This is a genomic window from Peribacillus saganii (genome assembly GCF_003429095.1).
In the GTDB taxonomy this organism is placed as follows: Bacteria; Bacillota; Bacilli; order Bacillales; family DSM-1321; genus Peribacillus; species Peribacillus saganii.
In genome coordinates this window covers 34,424-50,835 of sequence record NZ_QVTE01000016.1, presented here as the reverse complement: position 1 = coordinate 50,835, position 16,412 = coordinate 34,424, and the positions used below count along the sequence as shown (strand labels likewise).

The 16,412-nt window shown below is 39.6% G+C and carries 15 protein-coding genes; 3 read left to right on the top strand and 12 right to left on the bottom strand.

Features of this window, described 5'->3' with window-relative positions; all coding sequences use genetic code 11:
* Positions 1-176: 176 nt before the first annotated feature.
* The 4 genes from tkt to yneA all read right to left on the bottom strand — a co-directional run bounded on the left by tkt (position 177) and on the right by yneA (position 3,660).
* Positions 177-2,183, bottom strand: a complete 2,007-nt coding sequence (tkt, locus tag D0469_RS06870; protein WP_117325899.1) for a transketolase — start codon at positions 2,181-2,183, stop codon at positions 177-179.
* A gap of 195 nt (positions 2,184-2,378) precedes the next feature.
* Positions 2,379-2,615, bottom strand: coding sequence for a DUF896 domain-containing protein (locus D0469_RS06865; RefSeq protein ID WP_117325898.1), 237 nt, complete (start codon positions 2,613-2,615; stop codon positions 2,379-2,381).
* Between the two features lie 65 nt (positions 2,616-2,680).
* Positions 2,681-3,334, bottom strand: a complete 654-nt coding sequence (locus D0469_RS06860; protein WP_117325897.1) for a YneB family resolvase-like protein — start codon at positions 3,332-3,334, stop codon at positions 2,681-2,683.
* Positions 3,335-3,348: 14 nt separating this feature from the next.
* Positions 3,349-3,660, bottom strand: coding sequence for a cell division suppressor protein YneA (yneA, locus tag D0469_RS06855; protein ID WP_117325896.1), 312 nt, complete (start codon positions 3,658-3,660; stop codon positions 3,349-3,351).
* A 165-nt stretch (positions 3,661-3,825) separates the two neighbouring features.
* On the opposite strand from yneA, the gene lexA reads away from it, so the two are divergent.
* Positions 3,826-4,449 carry a transcriptional repressor LexA gene (lexA, locus tag D0469_RS06850; RefSeq protein WP_117325895.1) on the top strand — a complete coding sequence of 208 codons (624 nt, stop codon included), beginning with the start codon at positions 3,826-3,828 and terminating at the stop codon, positions 4,447-4,449.
* A gap of 678 nt (positions 4,450-5,127) precedes the next feature.
* Here the strand turns inward: lexA and D0469_RS21855 are convergent.
* The 3 genes from D0469_RS21855 to D0469_RS06840 all read right to left on the bottom strand — a co-directional run bounded on the left by D0469_RS21855 (position 5,128) and on the right by D0469_RS06840 (position 8,550).
* A complete protein-coding gene (locus tag D0469_RS21855; RefSeq protein ID WP_267897290.1) occupies positions 5,128-5,259 on the bottom strand; it encodes a hypothetical protein in 132 nt (43 codons plus the stop codon).
* 284 nt (positions 5,260-5,543) lie between these two features.
* Entirely contained in the window at positions 5,544-6,989 is a 1,446-nt protein-coding gene (locus D0469_RS06845; RefSeq protein ID WP_117325894.1) for an APC family permease, read from the bottom strand.
* Positions 6,990-7,167: 178 nt separating this feature from the next.
* Positions 7,168-8,550, bottom strand: a complete 1,383-nt coding sequence (locus D0469_RS06840; RefSeq protein WP_117326028.1) for an aminotransferase family protein — start codon at positions 8,548-8,550, stop codon at positions 7,168-7,170.
* 307 nt (positions 8,551-8,857) lie between these two features.
* Here D0469_RS06840 and D0469_RS06835 point away from each other — a divergent pair, with 307 nt between their 5' ends.
* Positions 8,858-9,079: a PAS domain S-box protein gene (locus tag D0469_RS06835; RefSeq protein ID WP_117325893.1), complete on the top strand. Its 222-nt coding sequence runs from the start codon at positions 8,858-8,860 to the stop codon at positions 9,077-9,079.
* A gap of 135 nt (positions 9,080-9,214) precedes the next feature.
* On the top strand, positions 9,215-9,763 hold the full coding sequence (locus D0469_RS06830) for a sigma 54-interacting transcriptional regulator (protein ID WP_117325892.1): 549 nt from the start codon (positions 9,215-9,217) through the stop codon (positions 9,761-9,763).
* 459 nt (positions 9,764-10,222) lie between these two features.
* Here the strand turns inward: D0469_RS06830 and D0469_RS06825 are convergent, their stop codons facing one another.
* The 5 genes from D0469_RS06825 to D0469_RS06805 form a co-directional block, all read right to left on the bottom strand.
* Positions 10,223-11,506 (bottom strand): MFS transporter, encoded by a 1,284-nt coding sequence (locus D0469_RS06825; protein WP_117325891.1) that lies wholly within the window; start codon positions 11,504-11,506, stop codon positions 10,223-10,225.
* Positions 11,507-12,126: 620 nt separating this feature from the next.
* Positions 12,127-13,005 (bottom strand): fumarylacetoacetate hydrolase family protein, encoded by an 879-nt coding sequence (locus D0469_RS06820; protein ID WP_117325890.1) that lies wholly within the window; start codon positions 13,003-13,005, stop codon positions 12,127-12,129.
* Positions 13,006-13,017: 12 nt separating this feature from the next.
* Positions 13,018-13,917 (bottom strand): threonine ammonia-lyase, encoded by a 900-nt coding sequence (locus D0469_RS06815; RefSeq protein ID WP_325048933.1) that lies wholly within the window; start codon positions 13,915-13,917, stop codon positions 13,018-13,020.
* Between the two features lie 81 nt (positions 13,918-13,998).
* Positions 13,999-15,222 (bottom strand): pyridoxal phosphate-dependent aminotransferase, encoded by a 1,224-nt coding sequence (locus D0469_RS06810; RefSeq protein ID WP_117325888.1) that lies wholly within the window; start codon positions 15,220-15,222, stop codon positions 13,999-14,001.
* On the bottom strand, positions 15,219-16,121 hold the full coding sequence (locus tag D0469_RS06805; protein ID WP_117325887.1) for a dihydrodipicolinate synthase family protein: 903 nt from the start codon (positions 16,119-16,121) through the stop codon (positions 15,219-15,221). Before D0469_RS06805 ends, D0469_RS06810 begins: the two co-directional genes overlap by 4 nt.
* Between the last annotated feature and the right edge of the window lie 291 nt (positions 16,122-16,412).

Genomic DNA, 16,412 nt, shown 5'->3' with positions numbered 1-16,412 from the left:
ATAGTTATCTTTCTTTTACTATACCCCTTTTTAAAGAAACTGTAAATTTACAGCTTATGTCATCCTAAATGGAGAATTTTTGGCTATGATCCCTTGAACCTCTATATAAAAAAAACGGGCTTACCGCTTGTTCCTCATAAGGGGAGACAAGCAGTCAGCTCCGATTGATTGGATGCCTAATTATTAAGTAAAGCTTTTACGCGCGAAACAACATTTTGAACGGTAAAGCCGTATTCTTGCATGATCTTTTCACCAGGTGCAGAAGCGCCGAAGGTATTGATGGCTAGAATATCTCCTTCGTCACCAGTGTAACGGTCCCACCCAAGAGGAGCCGCCATCTCGATAGCCAGGCGTTTTTTGACTGCCGGAGAAATAACGCTCTGCTTATATTCCTTTGACTGTTCTTCAAAACGATCCCAGGCTGGCATGCTGATAACAGAAACATCAATGCCTTCAGCGGAGAGTGCTTTCTGTGCTTCAACCGCGAGGCCAACCTCTGAGCCACTAGCAAGCAGCAGTGCATCTGCCTGTTCTTTTCCTGAAGCTGAAACAATATAAGCTCCTTTTGATACCCCTTCATACGCTTTTTCAGCTGTAGATGCCAGGGTAGGTAGGTTCTGGCGTGTTAGTACCAACGCAGTTGGACGATCCTTGGATTCCATAGCGACCTTCCATGCAGCCGCAGTTTCATTGCCGTCAGCAGGGCGAATCACACTAAGATTTGGCATTGCTCTTAGGGCAGGAAGCTGCTCAATTGGCTCATGGGTTGGACCATCTTCACCAACAGCAATGCTATCATGTGTGAAGACATAGGTAACAGGCAAATTCATAAGGGCTGCCAGGCGTATCGCTGGACGCAGGTAATCCGAAAATACGAAGAAAGTTCCGGCAAATACCTTTAGACCTCCATGCAGAGCCATTCCGTTAAGGGCTGCTCCCATTGCAAATTCACGGACTCCAAACCAGATATTTCGTCCGCTGTATTCTCCTGGGAGAAAATCACCAGCACCTTTAATATCGGTTTTATTTGATCCAGCTAGGTCAGCAGATCCACCAAAGAAGGATGGAAGATTTTTAGCGATTGCATTGAGGACTTCTCCGCTTGAAGCGCGGGAGGCAACACTTTTCCCTTCTTCATAAACTGGGATGTCCTTATCCCAACCCTCAGGAAGCTGGCCTTTGATTGCAGCCTCCAGCTGCTCACCAAGTGTTGGATTGGCTTCTTTGTACTGATTGAATAATCTTGTCCACTCTTCTTCTTTCTTGCTGCCGGATTCTGCAACTGTTTCTTTAAAATAGGCATAAACTTCCTCTGGAACATGGAAATCCTGCTCAAATGTCCAGTTATAAAACTCCTTGGTCAGTTTCATTTCATCTTCACCGAGTGGAGCCCCATGAACGGAAGATGTTCCTGAACGGTTCGGAGAGCCATATCCAATAATAGTTTTCACTTCAATAAGAGTTGGCCTAGAGGTGTCAGATTTTGCTTTTTCAATAGCATTTGCTACTTCGGCAATATCATTACCATCTTCGACTCTGATATAATTCCAGCCGTATGCTTTAAAGCGGTCAGCTACGCTTTCACTGAATGATTTGTTAAGCTCTCCGTCAAGGGTAATATCATTTGAATCATATAGAACGATCAGCTTGCCAAGCTGAAGATGACCTGCAAGGGAAGCCGCTTCAGCAGAAACACCCTCCTGTAAATCTCCATCACCACAAATGCTGTATGTAAAATGGTCGACTACATTAAATTTATCAGTATTGTATGTTGCAGCTAAATGGCGTTCTGCCATTGCCATACCAACTGCCATTGCAATTCCTTGTCCAAGAGGTCCGGTAGTTGCATCTACACCCGGAGTATGCCCGAATTCAGGATGCCCAGGGGTTTTGCTGCCCCATTGGCGGAAGTTTTTAATATCTTCCATCCCAACTCCGTAACCTGATAAGTGAAGTAGGCTGTAAAGCAGCATAGACCCATGCCCCGCTGATAAAACAAAACGGTCCCTGTTAAACCAATCAGGGTTTTGAGGATTATGGTTCATAAACCTTGTCCAAAGGGTATATGCCATTGGCGCAGCACCCATTGGCAAACCGGGATGACCGGAATTCGCCTTTTCTATCGCGTCTATTGATAGTGTTCTAATTGTTGCAATTGAAAGATCATCAATCTTATTTAACATGCACAACATCCTTTCCTGAGATAGCCTTTCCTTTTTTATATTATAGTTCTTAAACTATATTGACAACTAAAATAAATACTACGATTCAAAATGTTGACATAATAAATATTTTGATAAGGCAGCGACCTAAATCTTCCTTAGGATAAACAAAAAAAGAGAATACATTCAAGTGTACTCTCTTCCTGTGCATAAAAATTAATGCAAATTCTTTTTATTCCGCTTAAGTTGTTTTATTTTTTCCGGAGTGACGTCATTTCCTTCCGGGTCAATAATTGTGACATTTTCAAGCGTATTAGACATAGATTGTCTAAATGTCTGCAAATACTCACTTCTTAATTTTGTTTGTTCCTTCGCCTCTTCTTTCGTTAATCCAGTGTCTTTAGATTTGCGAGAGAGCTCATTAATGCGGGCGATCTTTTCCTTTGAAAGCATGGCAATCGCTCCTTTTGGATTTTTCATATTGCCATATTATATAAAAATAACGAAAAAAACAAGTTCTATGACTTGCGATTTTCTTTCATTGCAAACTCAAGATACCGTCTATTAACAGTAGCTTTGGATATATCATAACCAAATCCTCTTAAGGTTGCAGCGATTTCTGCGAAGGTTAATCCATTTCCCCTCAGACGGACAATTTCCTCTATCGGTATTTCTTTGCGCTCACGTCCACCTGGATTGCCGCGGTTTTTTAAATTTTTAACGGGCTGATACCCTTTGTCAATTGCCCTAAGCATTCCTCGCTTAATTTTAATATTATGTAATTTCCTATGGTATTCCTCAACAACTCCTACTATTTGCAGGACCATTGAATCGGAATCTGAAAGTTCCAGCTCGCCTTCATGTGCGAGCGAAAAGATTTTTGCATTCTCTTTTAGTATGACATGAAACAGAGCTATTTTAGCATTCCCTCTTCCCAGTCTCGTTTCATCCTGAACCAGAACGGCGTCCGCATCCTTTTCCCGGATTAGTTCAAGCAGTTGAAAGATACCGTCTCTATCCAGTTCAAATCCGCTCGCCTGTTCTTTTATTATGCCTGCTATATCAAGCTCAAGCCTTTCTGCGAGCTCTATAAGCTCAGCTTCCTGCCGCTCGAGCGAAGATTCCTGAGATTCTTTTTCGGTGCTCACCCTGCAGTAAATAACAGCTTTCATTATATCAATCCCTTTTAAAAGTCTCCGGCAAGGTCCCCGGTCTGATTATCGTTTATTACCGGTACTCGTAACTCCTGCCCTTGGCGAATTAGTCCGCCTTCTACTTGATTATGTTTTTCTATCCATTTAATTATTTCGTCTCGTGTTAAAGATGCGGTTTCATATTGACCTGCGATATCCCATAAAGTATCCCCGGGAGATACCTTCACCATCTGAAAGTGTTCTTTATCTTCTTTTGAAAAATCGATTGTTAAAAAAAACGAGAAAAGTAAAGAAAGGCAAATTAACACCAAAGTATTTGAATGACTTCTACATAATTTTCGCATGTTCAAATCTCCTTTTTAAACGACCGAATATTTGTTCGTTTAGTATACCGATATTATAAACCGAACATTTGTTTTGTGTCAATAAAAATTCGAACTTATGTTTGTATCCCTTGTTTTTCCATGCTATACTAAAAGTAAGATATCGGAGATTGGGGTGCTTGAAAATTGACTAAATTGTCCAAGAGACAGCAAGATATACTTGGTTTTATAAAAGAAGAAGTCAGAAAGAAAGGTTATCCGCCTTCTGTGAGAGAGATCGGCGAGGCTGTAGGGCTTGCTTCCAGTTCTACTGTCCATGGACATCTAGCGCGGCTTGAAAGCAAGGGGTTAATAAGAAGAGATCCAACAAAACCTCGTGCAATTGAGGTGCTGGATCTGGATGAGGCGAGTACGATTCCAAGAAGCAATGTCGTCAGCGTTCCGCTACTCGGAAAAGTTACCGCAGGACTGCCTATTACAGCGGTTGAGAACATTGAAGAATACTTTCCTCTTCCAGAGCACTTGGCTCCACAAGACGAACATGTGTTCATGCTCGAGATTATGGGGGACAGTATGATTGAAGCAGGCATTCTAGACGGGGACTTTGTCATAGTCCGCCAGCAGCAGACCGCCAATAACGGTGAAATAGTAGTAGCAATGACAGAAGAAGACGAAGCCACTGTAAAGAGATTCTTTAAGGAGAAGGATTTTTTCCGCCTTCAGCCAGAGAATTCAACCATGGATCCTATTATTCTTCGAAATGTCTCCATACTTGGCAAGGTCATTGGACTTTATCGTCAAATTCAATAATTTGAAATTTCAAGAAGCGCACATAGCGCTTTTTTATTTTAGGGAGTAAGTGGTGAGATTTAATTAAATTTAAAAGAAATTAATAATAGTTCTTTTGTGATGGTAGATTATAGTGCAGCAGGGAAATGAGCGGAAATATTGTTCACCCATTCCAGAACTATTGGCAAAAACCGCTATTCTAGAAAATCATATATTAAGAGTAGTAGTTTGCCTCCTTCAAAGAAGTGATCATCATTTGTTCTTGTGGAATTGAATAGAGTCTGTTGAATACATCAAGGTTGACAAAGCAATGACTCTTCATACTTTCCCCTAATAAAAATAAGTTGTATTTAGAAATATTGGCCACCTTAAAGAAATTCCAAATACTAACGGGAAAGTTTAGAAGCTGTTTAATATGGAAGTATTATGAAGGAAAAAGTTAATGCCTGAAATTGAAACGGTTGATACTAAAATCGTTTGGGAAAGAGAAACAAATACATATGAAATAGAATAGTGGAATAAGAACTAGTTTTATATTATATCGAATTTTGCAAACGCATATTCAGTTAAGGACGGCAGCTGAATCTATACCGCTACAATTACCCACATTATTGTTTATTGCTGCGTTACAATTTTCAAACAATTTTTCTTCAAGTTGAACTAAAAACACCCTCTATTGCAAGAGAGTGTTTATCAAAATTATAAATCCACTTTTGGAGTTTTATTTGCGTTTTTCTTTGCTTCTTTGTTCTCATAATTCCGGTCAATCCCTTTTACCCCTTTTGGTGACTTTCCGCCAAGGCTTACGTTTACATACTCTTTCTCAGACATATAGCTCACCTCCATTAGGCTTAATTTGTCCATAAATAATGGAATTATATATAGGTGAAGATAAAAAGGGAAGTAAAAAATCCAATAGCTTATCTGCTTTAACTTAACAAATGTATCCGGCGATTATTCTAACCTATTCGACTTGACACTATAGAAACAATTCGTTATTGGTGGAAAAAGTGAATAGAAAAAAATAAAGGCTGTCGAGAGTTGCTCGACAGCCTCCGCCAGCATAATAATCTGGTTATTACCAATCCCTTAAGAGCTGATTTCCACTTTTTGTTTTAGCTGCTCTTTTCCTCCAAATCTTTTACATCATCATATTTTATAACCCTGGCAATTTCATCATTCATATGTTTATCTGAATAAGCTTTTCCATATTTTGCAGTAGATATTTTATAAAAAGCAAACCCTAAGATTGCCCATAAAAATACAATTGCCCATTCATAAGGCCAAATAAGGGCTGATGGCATACCTGGCATGTAAAGCACACTTATTCCTAATGACATGAAAACTGCAATCCATCCAATCGCTGTACCACCTGGAAGACGTAACGGCCGGTGCATGGATGGGGCTTTTTTCCGCAAAATAACAAAGGATAGCGCAACCATAAACCATGCTACAACCAAACCCAGTCCCCCTGCATCTACTAACCACACTAATGCGGGACGGCCTAACAATGGCGCTGCAGTAGATAATACTGCGATTAACAAGATTGCTTTATGAGGCGTATTATACTTTGGATGCAATTCCCCTAAAAATTTAGGCAACATGCCCGCGTTTGCAAGCGCATAAATGGCACGGCTTCCGCCAACATAAAATCCGATCCAGCTTGTTAAAATTCCGCCAATTCCTCCAAGAACAAGAACATTAGCCATCATTTTACTATCTCCGAAGGCTTTGGCCATCGCATCAGCAGCCACAAGATTGGATTCAGCAATTTCAGAAGGACTTAAAATCCGTGAAACACCAAATATAACGGAAATGTACCAAACGATTGCAAGGATGACCGATACGATTAATAACTTACCAATTTGTTTCTGCGGAAGTTTAATTTCCTCCGCAGCCTGAGGAATAACGTCAAATCCAACAAACATAAATGGCGTCATGATCACAACTGTTAAGATTCCTGCCATTCCAGTTTCAAACAGCGGCTGCATATTCTGGCTATTTCCTGATACCGTACTTCCTGTTATCAATAATACCCCTGCAATAAGAATTAATAATGTCAGAATAAACATAGCTGCAGTCGAAAATTTAATTCCGCGATAATTAATCCAGGCAATAATGATTGATCCTATGATACCAACTCCAGCCCAGGTGAGTGTAACATCCCAACCGGCTATTGTGTATAAATAGCCCCTGCCATAGTTAGGGAACAAATACTCAAAAACAGTAGGAAAAGCAACAGCTTCAAAAGCTACTACCGATACATAACCTAAAATAATGGCCCATGTAGTTATGAAACTGGCACCCCTGCCCATCGCCTTATAACTATATACATGCTCTCCCCCAGCCAATGGCAGGGCTGACGCCAATTCTGCATAGGTTAAACCAACGAATGTAACAAGCAAACCTCCAATTGCAAAAGCGAAAATTGCCCCTAGTGAACCCGCTTCTGTGATCCAAAGTCCGACTGTTACAACCCAACCCCAGCCAATCATCGCTCCAAAAGCAAGAGTTAGAACGTCTCTATTTCCAAGGGTCTTTATAAATCCTTGTGCGCTCATTCATTTACCTCCTATCATTTTGGTAAAATCTATTTCGCTACCTTTTGGATGATTCCTTTTTTAGATTCGTAAAAGTAAAAATATTCAGAATTTAATTGACATGCCTACCCCATTAAGGAATAGGCATACCGTTATCTTCAACTAACTTGGAACTAGCAGACAATACATTTATTAACCATCATGCATTTTGAAATTTCAAATTATTTTTAACAGCTTGAATGGCTTCAGAAAGAATCAGCGTAATTTTTTCGATTTCTTCCTTTGTAATGATCAGCGGTGGAGATAGTGCAATAATGTTTGTTCCGCCGAAAGTAACTGCCCGAACGATCAAACCTCGAGAAAGGCATTCTTCAACTAGTTTTGGCGCAGCCATTTTTTCAGGATTGAAAGGAATTCCCTGTTCTCTATCCTCGAATAATTCAAATGCACCCAGCAATCCCTTTACCCGTGATTTTGTCACGATGGTGTGCTTATCTTCCAAAAATTTAAGCCCTTTCAATAGCTCTGGACCCATTTGTCTGCTATTGTCGGCCAAATTTTCTCTTTCCAAAATTTCAATATTTTTTAATGCGACAGCACAAGCCGTTGGATGACCGCTATATGTGAATCCATGAAATAAAACATCATTCGATACTGCTGCGAGATTATCCCTTAATCGCTCAGTCATAGCAACAGCACCCAATGGAATATAGCCGCTTGTAATCCCCTTTGCCATACACATGATATCAGGCACAACATTCCAATTATCTACCCCGAACATTTTCCCCGTACGGCCGAACCCGCAAATTACTTCATCAGCTATCATAAGAATTCCATATTGATCACAAAGTTTGCGGACTGCTTCTAAATACCCATCCGGAGAAATGATGACCCCTCCGGCTCCTTGTATCGGTTCAACTATTATCGCAGCAATTGTTTCCGGACTTTCTTTTTCAATAATGCCTCTTATACTTCTAAAATAATCAGGATCACTCTTGTCCCCCAATTCACAATTTGTTTTATGCGCTGCAGCATGGAGAAAGTCCGGTGAAATGGATGTAGTCATATTGTGAAATTGCGGAATTCCGGTTGCGCTTGTCGCCCCCATAGTGATTCCGTGGTATGCTCGCTCCAATCCAATAATCTTCTTTTTCTCCGGCTGTCCTTTCATTTTCCAATAATGGCGTACAAGTTTAAATGCAGTATCATTAGATTCGGATCCCCCCGACGTGTAAAAGAAAACGTTCAAATCACCGGGCGTCATACTTGCAAGCTTCTCTGACAATTGAATGACCGTTTCATGGGATAGATTATTAAATGATGAGCTATAAGCAAGTTTACCCATCTGCTGACTGGCTGCCTCACCAAGTTCTTTTCTCCCATGCCCGATATTTACATTCCACAGGGATGCAAGAGCATCAATATATTGATTACCATTTACATCAGTCAGATAAATCCCCTTTCCTTCTGTAAAAATCCGCTTGGGGCCGCTTTCCTGATGCTGCTTCAGCGATGATGTTGGATGCAAATAATGCTTTCTATCTAATTCATTCAGCTTCGTAATTGTTTCCTTATTATACATGATCAACCCTATTCCCCCTTTTTAACGCTCATTTATAAGATGAGTTATTATAAGAAAGATGCAATTTTTATGCCAAAAACCTAAACACTATGGCATTAGCATTTTATAGATGGTTAATGATTTAGGGCATTATAGATAATGCATCAGTACATTATTATTCATAGTTCAAAATATTATGAATTGTTGTTGTAACTGGTTATACTATGATTTCCATACAAATGCCTTACTTTATTAATCTAAAGATCGTTGCGAGTGAATGTAATGGAAAATAATCAGCTAAATCATTACATAAAAATTAAATCAGGAATTGGAAACCATTATCGATTTCTGTTTTGGTGAAATTTTTGTTACGGACGGAAATGGCACAGTACTTCGGGTTAATCCTGCTGGGGAAGCATTTTATGGCATGAAAGCCTCTGAAATAGTAGCGAAAACGACTGAAGAACTAGCCAAAGGATCATTATCTCCCTCTCTTTTTCCTATAGTAAAGGAACGGAAAGAGCGCATTTCCATGATTCAACAAACCTGAATCGGCCATACAGTACATTGCATTGGCAATCCGGCTCTTGATTCTGACGGAAATATTGAGGTCATTATTTTTACAACAAGGGAATTAACAGAAATCAGGCAGCTTCGCGATAAAATCGAACGCACGCAACATGTATTGGAGAGCTTTCAGGAGGAACTTGTAGAATTAGGGAAGTCCCAAAATAAAGACCCAGAGGAATTTATCTCTTTTTCTCCAAATATGCAGAAGATAATGAAAATGGTTGGTAAAATTGCAAAAGTGGATTCTACCGAACTAGTAACAGGAAAATCTGGTGTTGGCAAAGGAGTCATTGTGTCATTAATACACAAAAAAAGCAGCAGGAATAAAAAACAGATTGTTCATGTTAACTGCGGGGCAATACCTGAAGCACTTATTGAATCCGAGCTTTTTGGATACGAACCCGGTGCCTTTACGGGCGCTAATAAAGAAGGAAAAAAAGGGTTGTTGGAAGAAGCTAATGGAGGCACTTTATTTTTGGACGAGATTGGCGAAATGCCGCTTAACCTTCAAGTTAAACTTTTGAAAGCACTGCAGGAGATTGTGATTCAGTGTCTCGGCGGAGCCAAACCATTAGAGATTGATGTAAGAATTACAGCTGCAACCAATAAGGATATAGAACAAATGGTAGAGGAAGGAACATTCAGAGAGGATTTAAATGGATAGTCGTTGTTTGCCATACTTTTAACAAGAGACAATTGATAAGGTGGGTACAGATGCTGATCCCCCTTACCAACTATATATTTAAAACCCTGGTGCTACTTTTCATCGTATTAAAGCACTCCGATTATAAAACTTTCCTTCTTCGACCATTTACACTGCTGAACCATCTCCTGTAAAAACAAAAAGCAAACTTGGTAATTACACAGAATTATAAAGAAGTTTATATCACGTTTAATATCACGCTTTGATACGTTTATTCGTTTTCTTTTATATACAGTATTATCTGTCTCATTTGAGAGATGAGCAGGATAATGCTTAAACAAGTAAGATAGGGAAGAAGATAGTTTCAAATCGTCTTCCGTTAATAAACTTAGATAACAACAATTGAACGTTTTGGCTAGTTTCACAAAATAACACCATTGTTGAGTTATGTAAATGACGACTTTAAATGCCTTAGTACATTCATAACTTTCGATCCATATTGAATGAATAAGATGTGCTTAAAACAGTTTTTTTCTCTTTGATTAAGATGACACCGAACAATCCCAACAATGAAAATAGGACAGGAATGATAAATCCGTAATGATAACCAACATCTAATGAATGGTCCGGAAAAAGATCAAGGATATTCCCGAAAAAGATCGGCAATAAAACGGCGCTTAAAAAGCCACCCATATTTGCAAATCCTGAAACAACACCCACTTGTTGTAAAGGGAAGGATTTTCTCACCACTGCGAAAGTCAATGAGCATGCTCCATTGCCAAAACCTATGATAAATAGCAAAAAGACTACCATCATAAATGGCGGTTTCACGCCGGATAAAAATAAGATACTCCAACTAAGCAGCACAATGAAATGAATCACAGTATAGATTTTTTTAATAGAATCCAGACGGCTTGTAAGCCAGCTAATTAAAGGACCACCGATGATAGCTCCAAATAGTCCATACATAATGAGCTGACTGGCCTCTGGACGAGACAATCCAAACACATGAATTCCATATGGTACTCCCCACGATCCGATAAATCCGATATAGGTGCCGACCACTCCAAAGTGGCAAAGGAACGTAGCCCAGGCTTGGCGGCTAGAAAACATGCGGCGTAATATTGTCCAGACACCTTCCCGGTCATTAATGGAAGGTTCCTTCTCCCTGATATCATCTTTAAAGAGCTTTTTTGGTTTCAATACAAGTATGGTGTATAGAAGATAAGATGAGGCCATTAAAATAATAGCTATGCTAAGGAATGGAATTCTCCAGCCAGCGAATGAAATCCACATGGAAAAAGGGACAGTAGCTGATAACGAACCAAGGCTAGCAACCATGGAAACGAGACCTAACAATCGTATAAATTCCTGTGGCTTAAACCATTGACTTAAAATTAATACCAAGTTCACAAAAATGGCTGCATCTCCAATTCCAACTAAAAAGCGGGAGAAAATCAAAAGATATTCATTCGGTGCAAGACTATAAATGAGGCTTCCCAGACCATTAAGAAGTGTTCCAATAATAAGAAATCGATTGGGGCCATAACGATCAGACAATAGACCAACCGGAATTTGTAATCCTGCATAGGACAAAAATTGAATACCAGTCATAAGACCTATGGCAGCAGCGGAAACATGAAAATCTTTCATCAGTTGATCTGTAATAAGCCCCGGAGCTGTTCTTTGGCTAACAATTAAAAAATAAACAAATAACACGGTGCCAAATACACCCCATCTATAGCCGCTTTCCTGTTTATTCATCTTGATGAATCCCCTCCACCTGAAAGTAAAACTTAAAAATTTGCAAAGAAGAAAGAGATCGGCGTTAGATCCACTGCTCTACAAAGTGTAGTCTCTTACGCTCTTAGTGTACCATGTTTTCCACAACAAAATTTATCTAAATGCACAGGATGTGGTACTACGGCAGCTAATGGTTGATCTACACTTGAATACTTTAGGGTCTAATTGTACCGGTAAGAGAAAAAATCAAGGAGATTTTACTACCAAAAATACAGAGAAGAAACATCACAGAATTAAGTTCAACAGATACAAGTCATTTATTTTTTTCGCTAAATAATATAAAAGACAAAGATCCAACAGGATGAGCCCCTTGTGATAAAAGATACCTTTACACGGTGCTCCCGTTTATTTACCTATCGAATCCATTCTTCACATGCAATCGCAATATAAGATCTGTGAAAAAGGACAGATAACGATACAAATCGTTATAGTTTCTTTGTATCCTTAATTACACCAAAAATTGCTTAGTAAAGAAATTTCAAAAACAATATAAAAAAAGAACCACATTGCAATTTTGCATGTGATTCTTCTAATTTTAATTTCTTAACATTTTTTTCTCCCTGCTTTTCAAGTGGCTTTATTTATTTTTCCTTCAGATCCCTCACAGGGTTTGCAAGTGAATCAAATCCATCGATTTGACAGGAAACAATATCTCCATTTCGAATTACAACAGCCCCAGGAGTACCTGTTGATATGATATCGCCGGGCAGTAAGGTCATTACCTTCGAATGGAAAGATACGAGATTCATTGGTTTAAAAGTCATGTTGGAAATGATATTTTTGCGGTGTAGTTGACCATTAATAAGGGTAGATACAAACAGTGAATTTACATCATCAATTTCATCAGGAGTAACTAGTTGAGGTCCAAAGCTGAAAAATGTATCAAAACTTTTTGAGCGCGTTAAATACCGAGGGTTCTTTTCCAAGATATCTTCCGCTGTCATATCTATGATTGTCGTATACCCCGCTACTATATTAGGAGCTTCTTCTTCTGAAACGTTTTTGCATCTTTTGCCAATGATAACACCTAATTCAGCCTCTGCAGTGGTTCGTTCAGACTGTAGGGGTATTTCAATCGTGTCATTTGGGCCTATAATTGTAGTATCAGGTTTCATAAAACTAGCCGGCTCCGTGTTTGGAGCCACTTCATGTAAGTCGGAAGCATGCTCCACGTAATTTAACCCAATTCCCCAGATTTTTCTTGGGTGCCGATAAAGCGGGCCAATTTCTGCCTGGCCGATTGGAATCGAATCTTCTGCCAATGAAGGCAGCACCCCTTTTCCGCTTTCCTTATACCAATCATTGATAGCTTCCAATTGGCCAGTTGAAATGATTTGAAATAGATCTTGCGGCCAGTCTTTGTTAAGTTTCTCATTTATTATCGCAATGGGTATCAGTTTGTCTTCAAAAACAACAGCAGCCTGCTCATTTCCGTCCTTCTTTATAGTCGATAAACGCATCTTAACTCCCCTTTAGAATTGTATTTGTCTTAGGTTTAAATATTGTGAGATTGATTGTGGATCAACATTGCCTCCGGACACTACTGCTAAAACCTTTTCTTTCCGTTTTGGATGCCTTAAGGCAGCTGCCACGGCAACTGCAGAAGAAGGTTCAATCAGCTGCTTCATTTTAGTAAGCGACCATGTAAATGCATCTTGTATTTGATTTTCACTGACTAATATGACTTCATCCACATATTTTTGAACTATTGGAAAGGTTTTCTCTCCAGGAATAGAAGTTCGAAGCCCGTCTGCTATCGTAGTTGTCTCCCCAATGCTTCTCCTTGTCCCCTGCTGCAAGGATAAAAAGGTATCATTTGCTAGCTCAGGCTCAGCGCCAATCACCTTAATTCTAGGATTAGATTCTTTAATAGCTGCTGCAATTCCAGAAATTAAACCTCCACCTCCTATTGGCACATAAACAGCATCCAGGCCTGAAACCTGATCCAAAACTTCAAGTCCAATCGTTCCTTGCCCTGCTATGATATCCCAATCATCATACGGATGTACAAAGACTGTTCCCTTTTCCAGAGTAAGACTTTGTGCATGCGCTATCCGTTCTTCGGATGTTGTACCACATAATTCAATTTTTCCATTGAACTTTTGAATGGCTTGGAGCTTTGGTAAAACCACATTTGTTGGTGTAACAATTGTGGCTTTGATCCCAAGCTGAAATGCATTATAAGCTACTGCTTGACCGTGGTTTCCAGAAGAGGCAGTAACAGCATGCATGGCTCCATTCTGAACTTCTTTAAGAAGTTTATTTGTTGCTCCGCGTATTTTAAACGAATTCGTTTTTTGCAGGTGCTCAGCCTTTAAAAAGATTTGATTATCAGCATCTTCAAGCCCGTAAGACAAAATTGGGGTCTTTATAACAAAAGAACGGATTGCTTCCCGGGCTTCTTTGATTGCGTCTAAAGTAATAATCAGTATCCCCCGCTTTCTATTTACCTATCAAATGGCTTGTTGTTGATGAAGATCGGTAACAAATTGTTTTAATTTCCCCATCCCCGATTTGATAGTTTCCATATCTGTAGCGTATGAAAATCTGATATACCCCGGCATACCAAAGCTGCTGCCTGGTACAACCTGAATATGAGCTATCTCTAGTAACAGGCCGGTCAAACATTCATCATCTGTTATTTGTTCACCATTATATTTCAATCCAATAAGAGCTTGGATGCATAGAAACACATAGAATGCGCCTTTGGGAGCTGAACACTCGACCCCCGGGATGTCCTGCAGCAGCTGCACCATTAGTTTTCTTCGCTTGTCATACTCCTCTATCATTTCAGCAATTGGCTCTTGTGGCCCCTGTAAGGCTTCCATACTGGCGATTTGCACAAATGAAGTAGCATTGCTTGTCGTCTGGCTTTGAATTTTATTCATTGCATCTGCTATCTCAAGGGGGGCTGCAGCATAGCCCATTCTCCAGCCTGTCATGGCGTATGCCTTAGAAAAACCATTAATAATGATTGTTCTGGCTTGAATTTCTTCACTTAAACTAGCGATACTGATATGCTCAGCGTTGTCATAGATTAATTTTTCATAGATTTCATCCGACATTACTAACAGGTCCCGCTCTACGCATAAATCTGCAATTTTTGCTAGCTCTTCCCTTGTATAAACAGATCCTGTTGGATTGCCGGGACTGTTTAATATTAAAAGCTTGGTCTTTTCTGTTAAAACAGCTCTTATTTCATCAGCAGTAATTTTAAACTCACGTTCGCTTTTCGTTTTTACCAATATTGGCTTAGCTCCTGTTAGTTTTACTTGCTCCCAGTAGCTGACCCAGCCCGGTACCGGAATGATCACTTCATCACCTGGATCAAGGATGGCGTACATTGCATTTGTAATGGAGTGTTTTGCACCTGAAGATACAACAATTTGTTCCGGGCTATAATCAACACTATTTTCGCTTTTTAATTTTTCTGAAATTGCTTTTCTCAATTCTGGATACCCTGGAACAGGACTGTATTTTGTGTATCCTCCCTTCATAGCTCTATATGCTGACTCAATGATGTGGTCAGGTGTTGTAAAGTCAGGTTCACCCTGGCCAAAAATTGATATATCGATGCCTTGTTTTCTTAATTCTCTCGCCTTCATCGTGAGAGCGATTGTCGGTGACGATTCAATTTCCCGGGCTCGTTGGGATAGTACAGTCTTAACTAACTTCATACCGTCACCTGCTCATTTAAATCTAGAAAGGAGATCATTTCCTTTAATTCTACAATTGTTCTTTCATCAATTCCGGCACCTGGGAAGCGAGTATGGCCTGAAGATACTGCACCGCGCTGTTTATAAATTTCCTTGCGTATCGCAACTCCTCCCATTCCCAATTGGGCTTCAAAACGTATTAATGGCAGGTATTTATAGAAATACTTTCTCGCTTCATCCCTCTTTCCTGAGGTAAACAAGTTATACGTTTCAACCAAAATTTCCGGGTAGGAAAATCCTGTCATGATTCCTGAACAGCCCCGGTCTAATTCTTCAAAGAAGTACATGCCATTCAATCCTCCGAAAATGCTTATGTCTCCTTTAATTAATTCGAGAATCTTTGTGGTTTTTATAGTTGTTGGAGCCTCTTCAAGCTTCACATATTTCGCATTTTCGATCTCCGTGCATATTTTAGCAATAAACCATGGAGGCATAATGACGTTCGTAGTTACAGGTTCATCTTGGACAACAATCGGTATGGAAATTTGTTCTGCTACCATTCGATAATGTTCAAACACTACATCCAGATTTTTAATATTAGCTGGTGGAGCAATCATCAATGCAGCCGCTCCAAGCCTCTCTGCCTGCTTTGCTAGTTCAATGGATACATTCGTACCCTGTGCTGAACATCCGACAATCACCGGAACCCGGCCGTTTACACTTTCAATAAATACTTCTGTTACTTTCTGGCGTTCTCCTTCAGAAAGCTTGTTTACCTCACCCATAATTCCCAGTATCGTAATCCCTTGTACACCAGCATTTATATAAAAATCTGTTAAACTGCGAATGCTTTCAGTATCCACATTGCCCTGGTTATCAAATGGAGTAATCGCAATCGTGCAGAGTCCATGTATTTTCATTTATTCTTTCTCCTTTGCATGTTTTATGTTCTTTCATGTCCTTGATTAGATTGATTTAATCATTCCCAAGCCCTGACTTAAAGCTACGGCAAGGGCGACTTTCTCCTTAAGATTTTAATCTATCCCTATCACCTTCTCGTTTTCTCTTAAAAACAATCAGAAATTACAGTACATTAACAGGGCTAAATTAAGCGCATACAGTGTCTTTGGTCTGACCATTTTTTAACCATATGTACACAATAGAACTTGGCAAAGTGAATATTTTAATATTATCAATCTGAAAACTTTTCA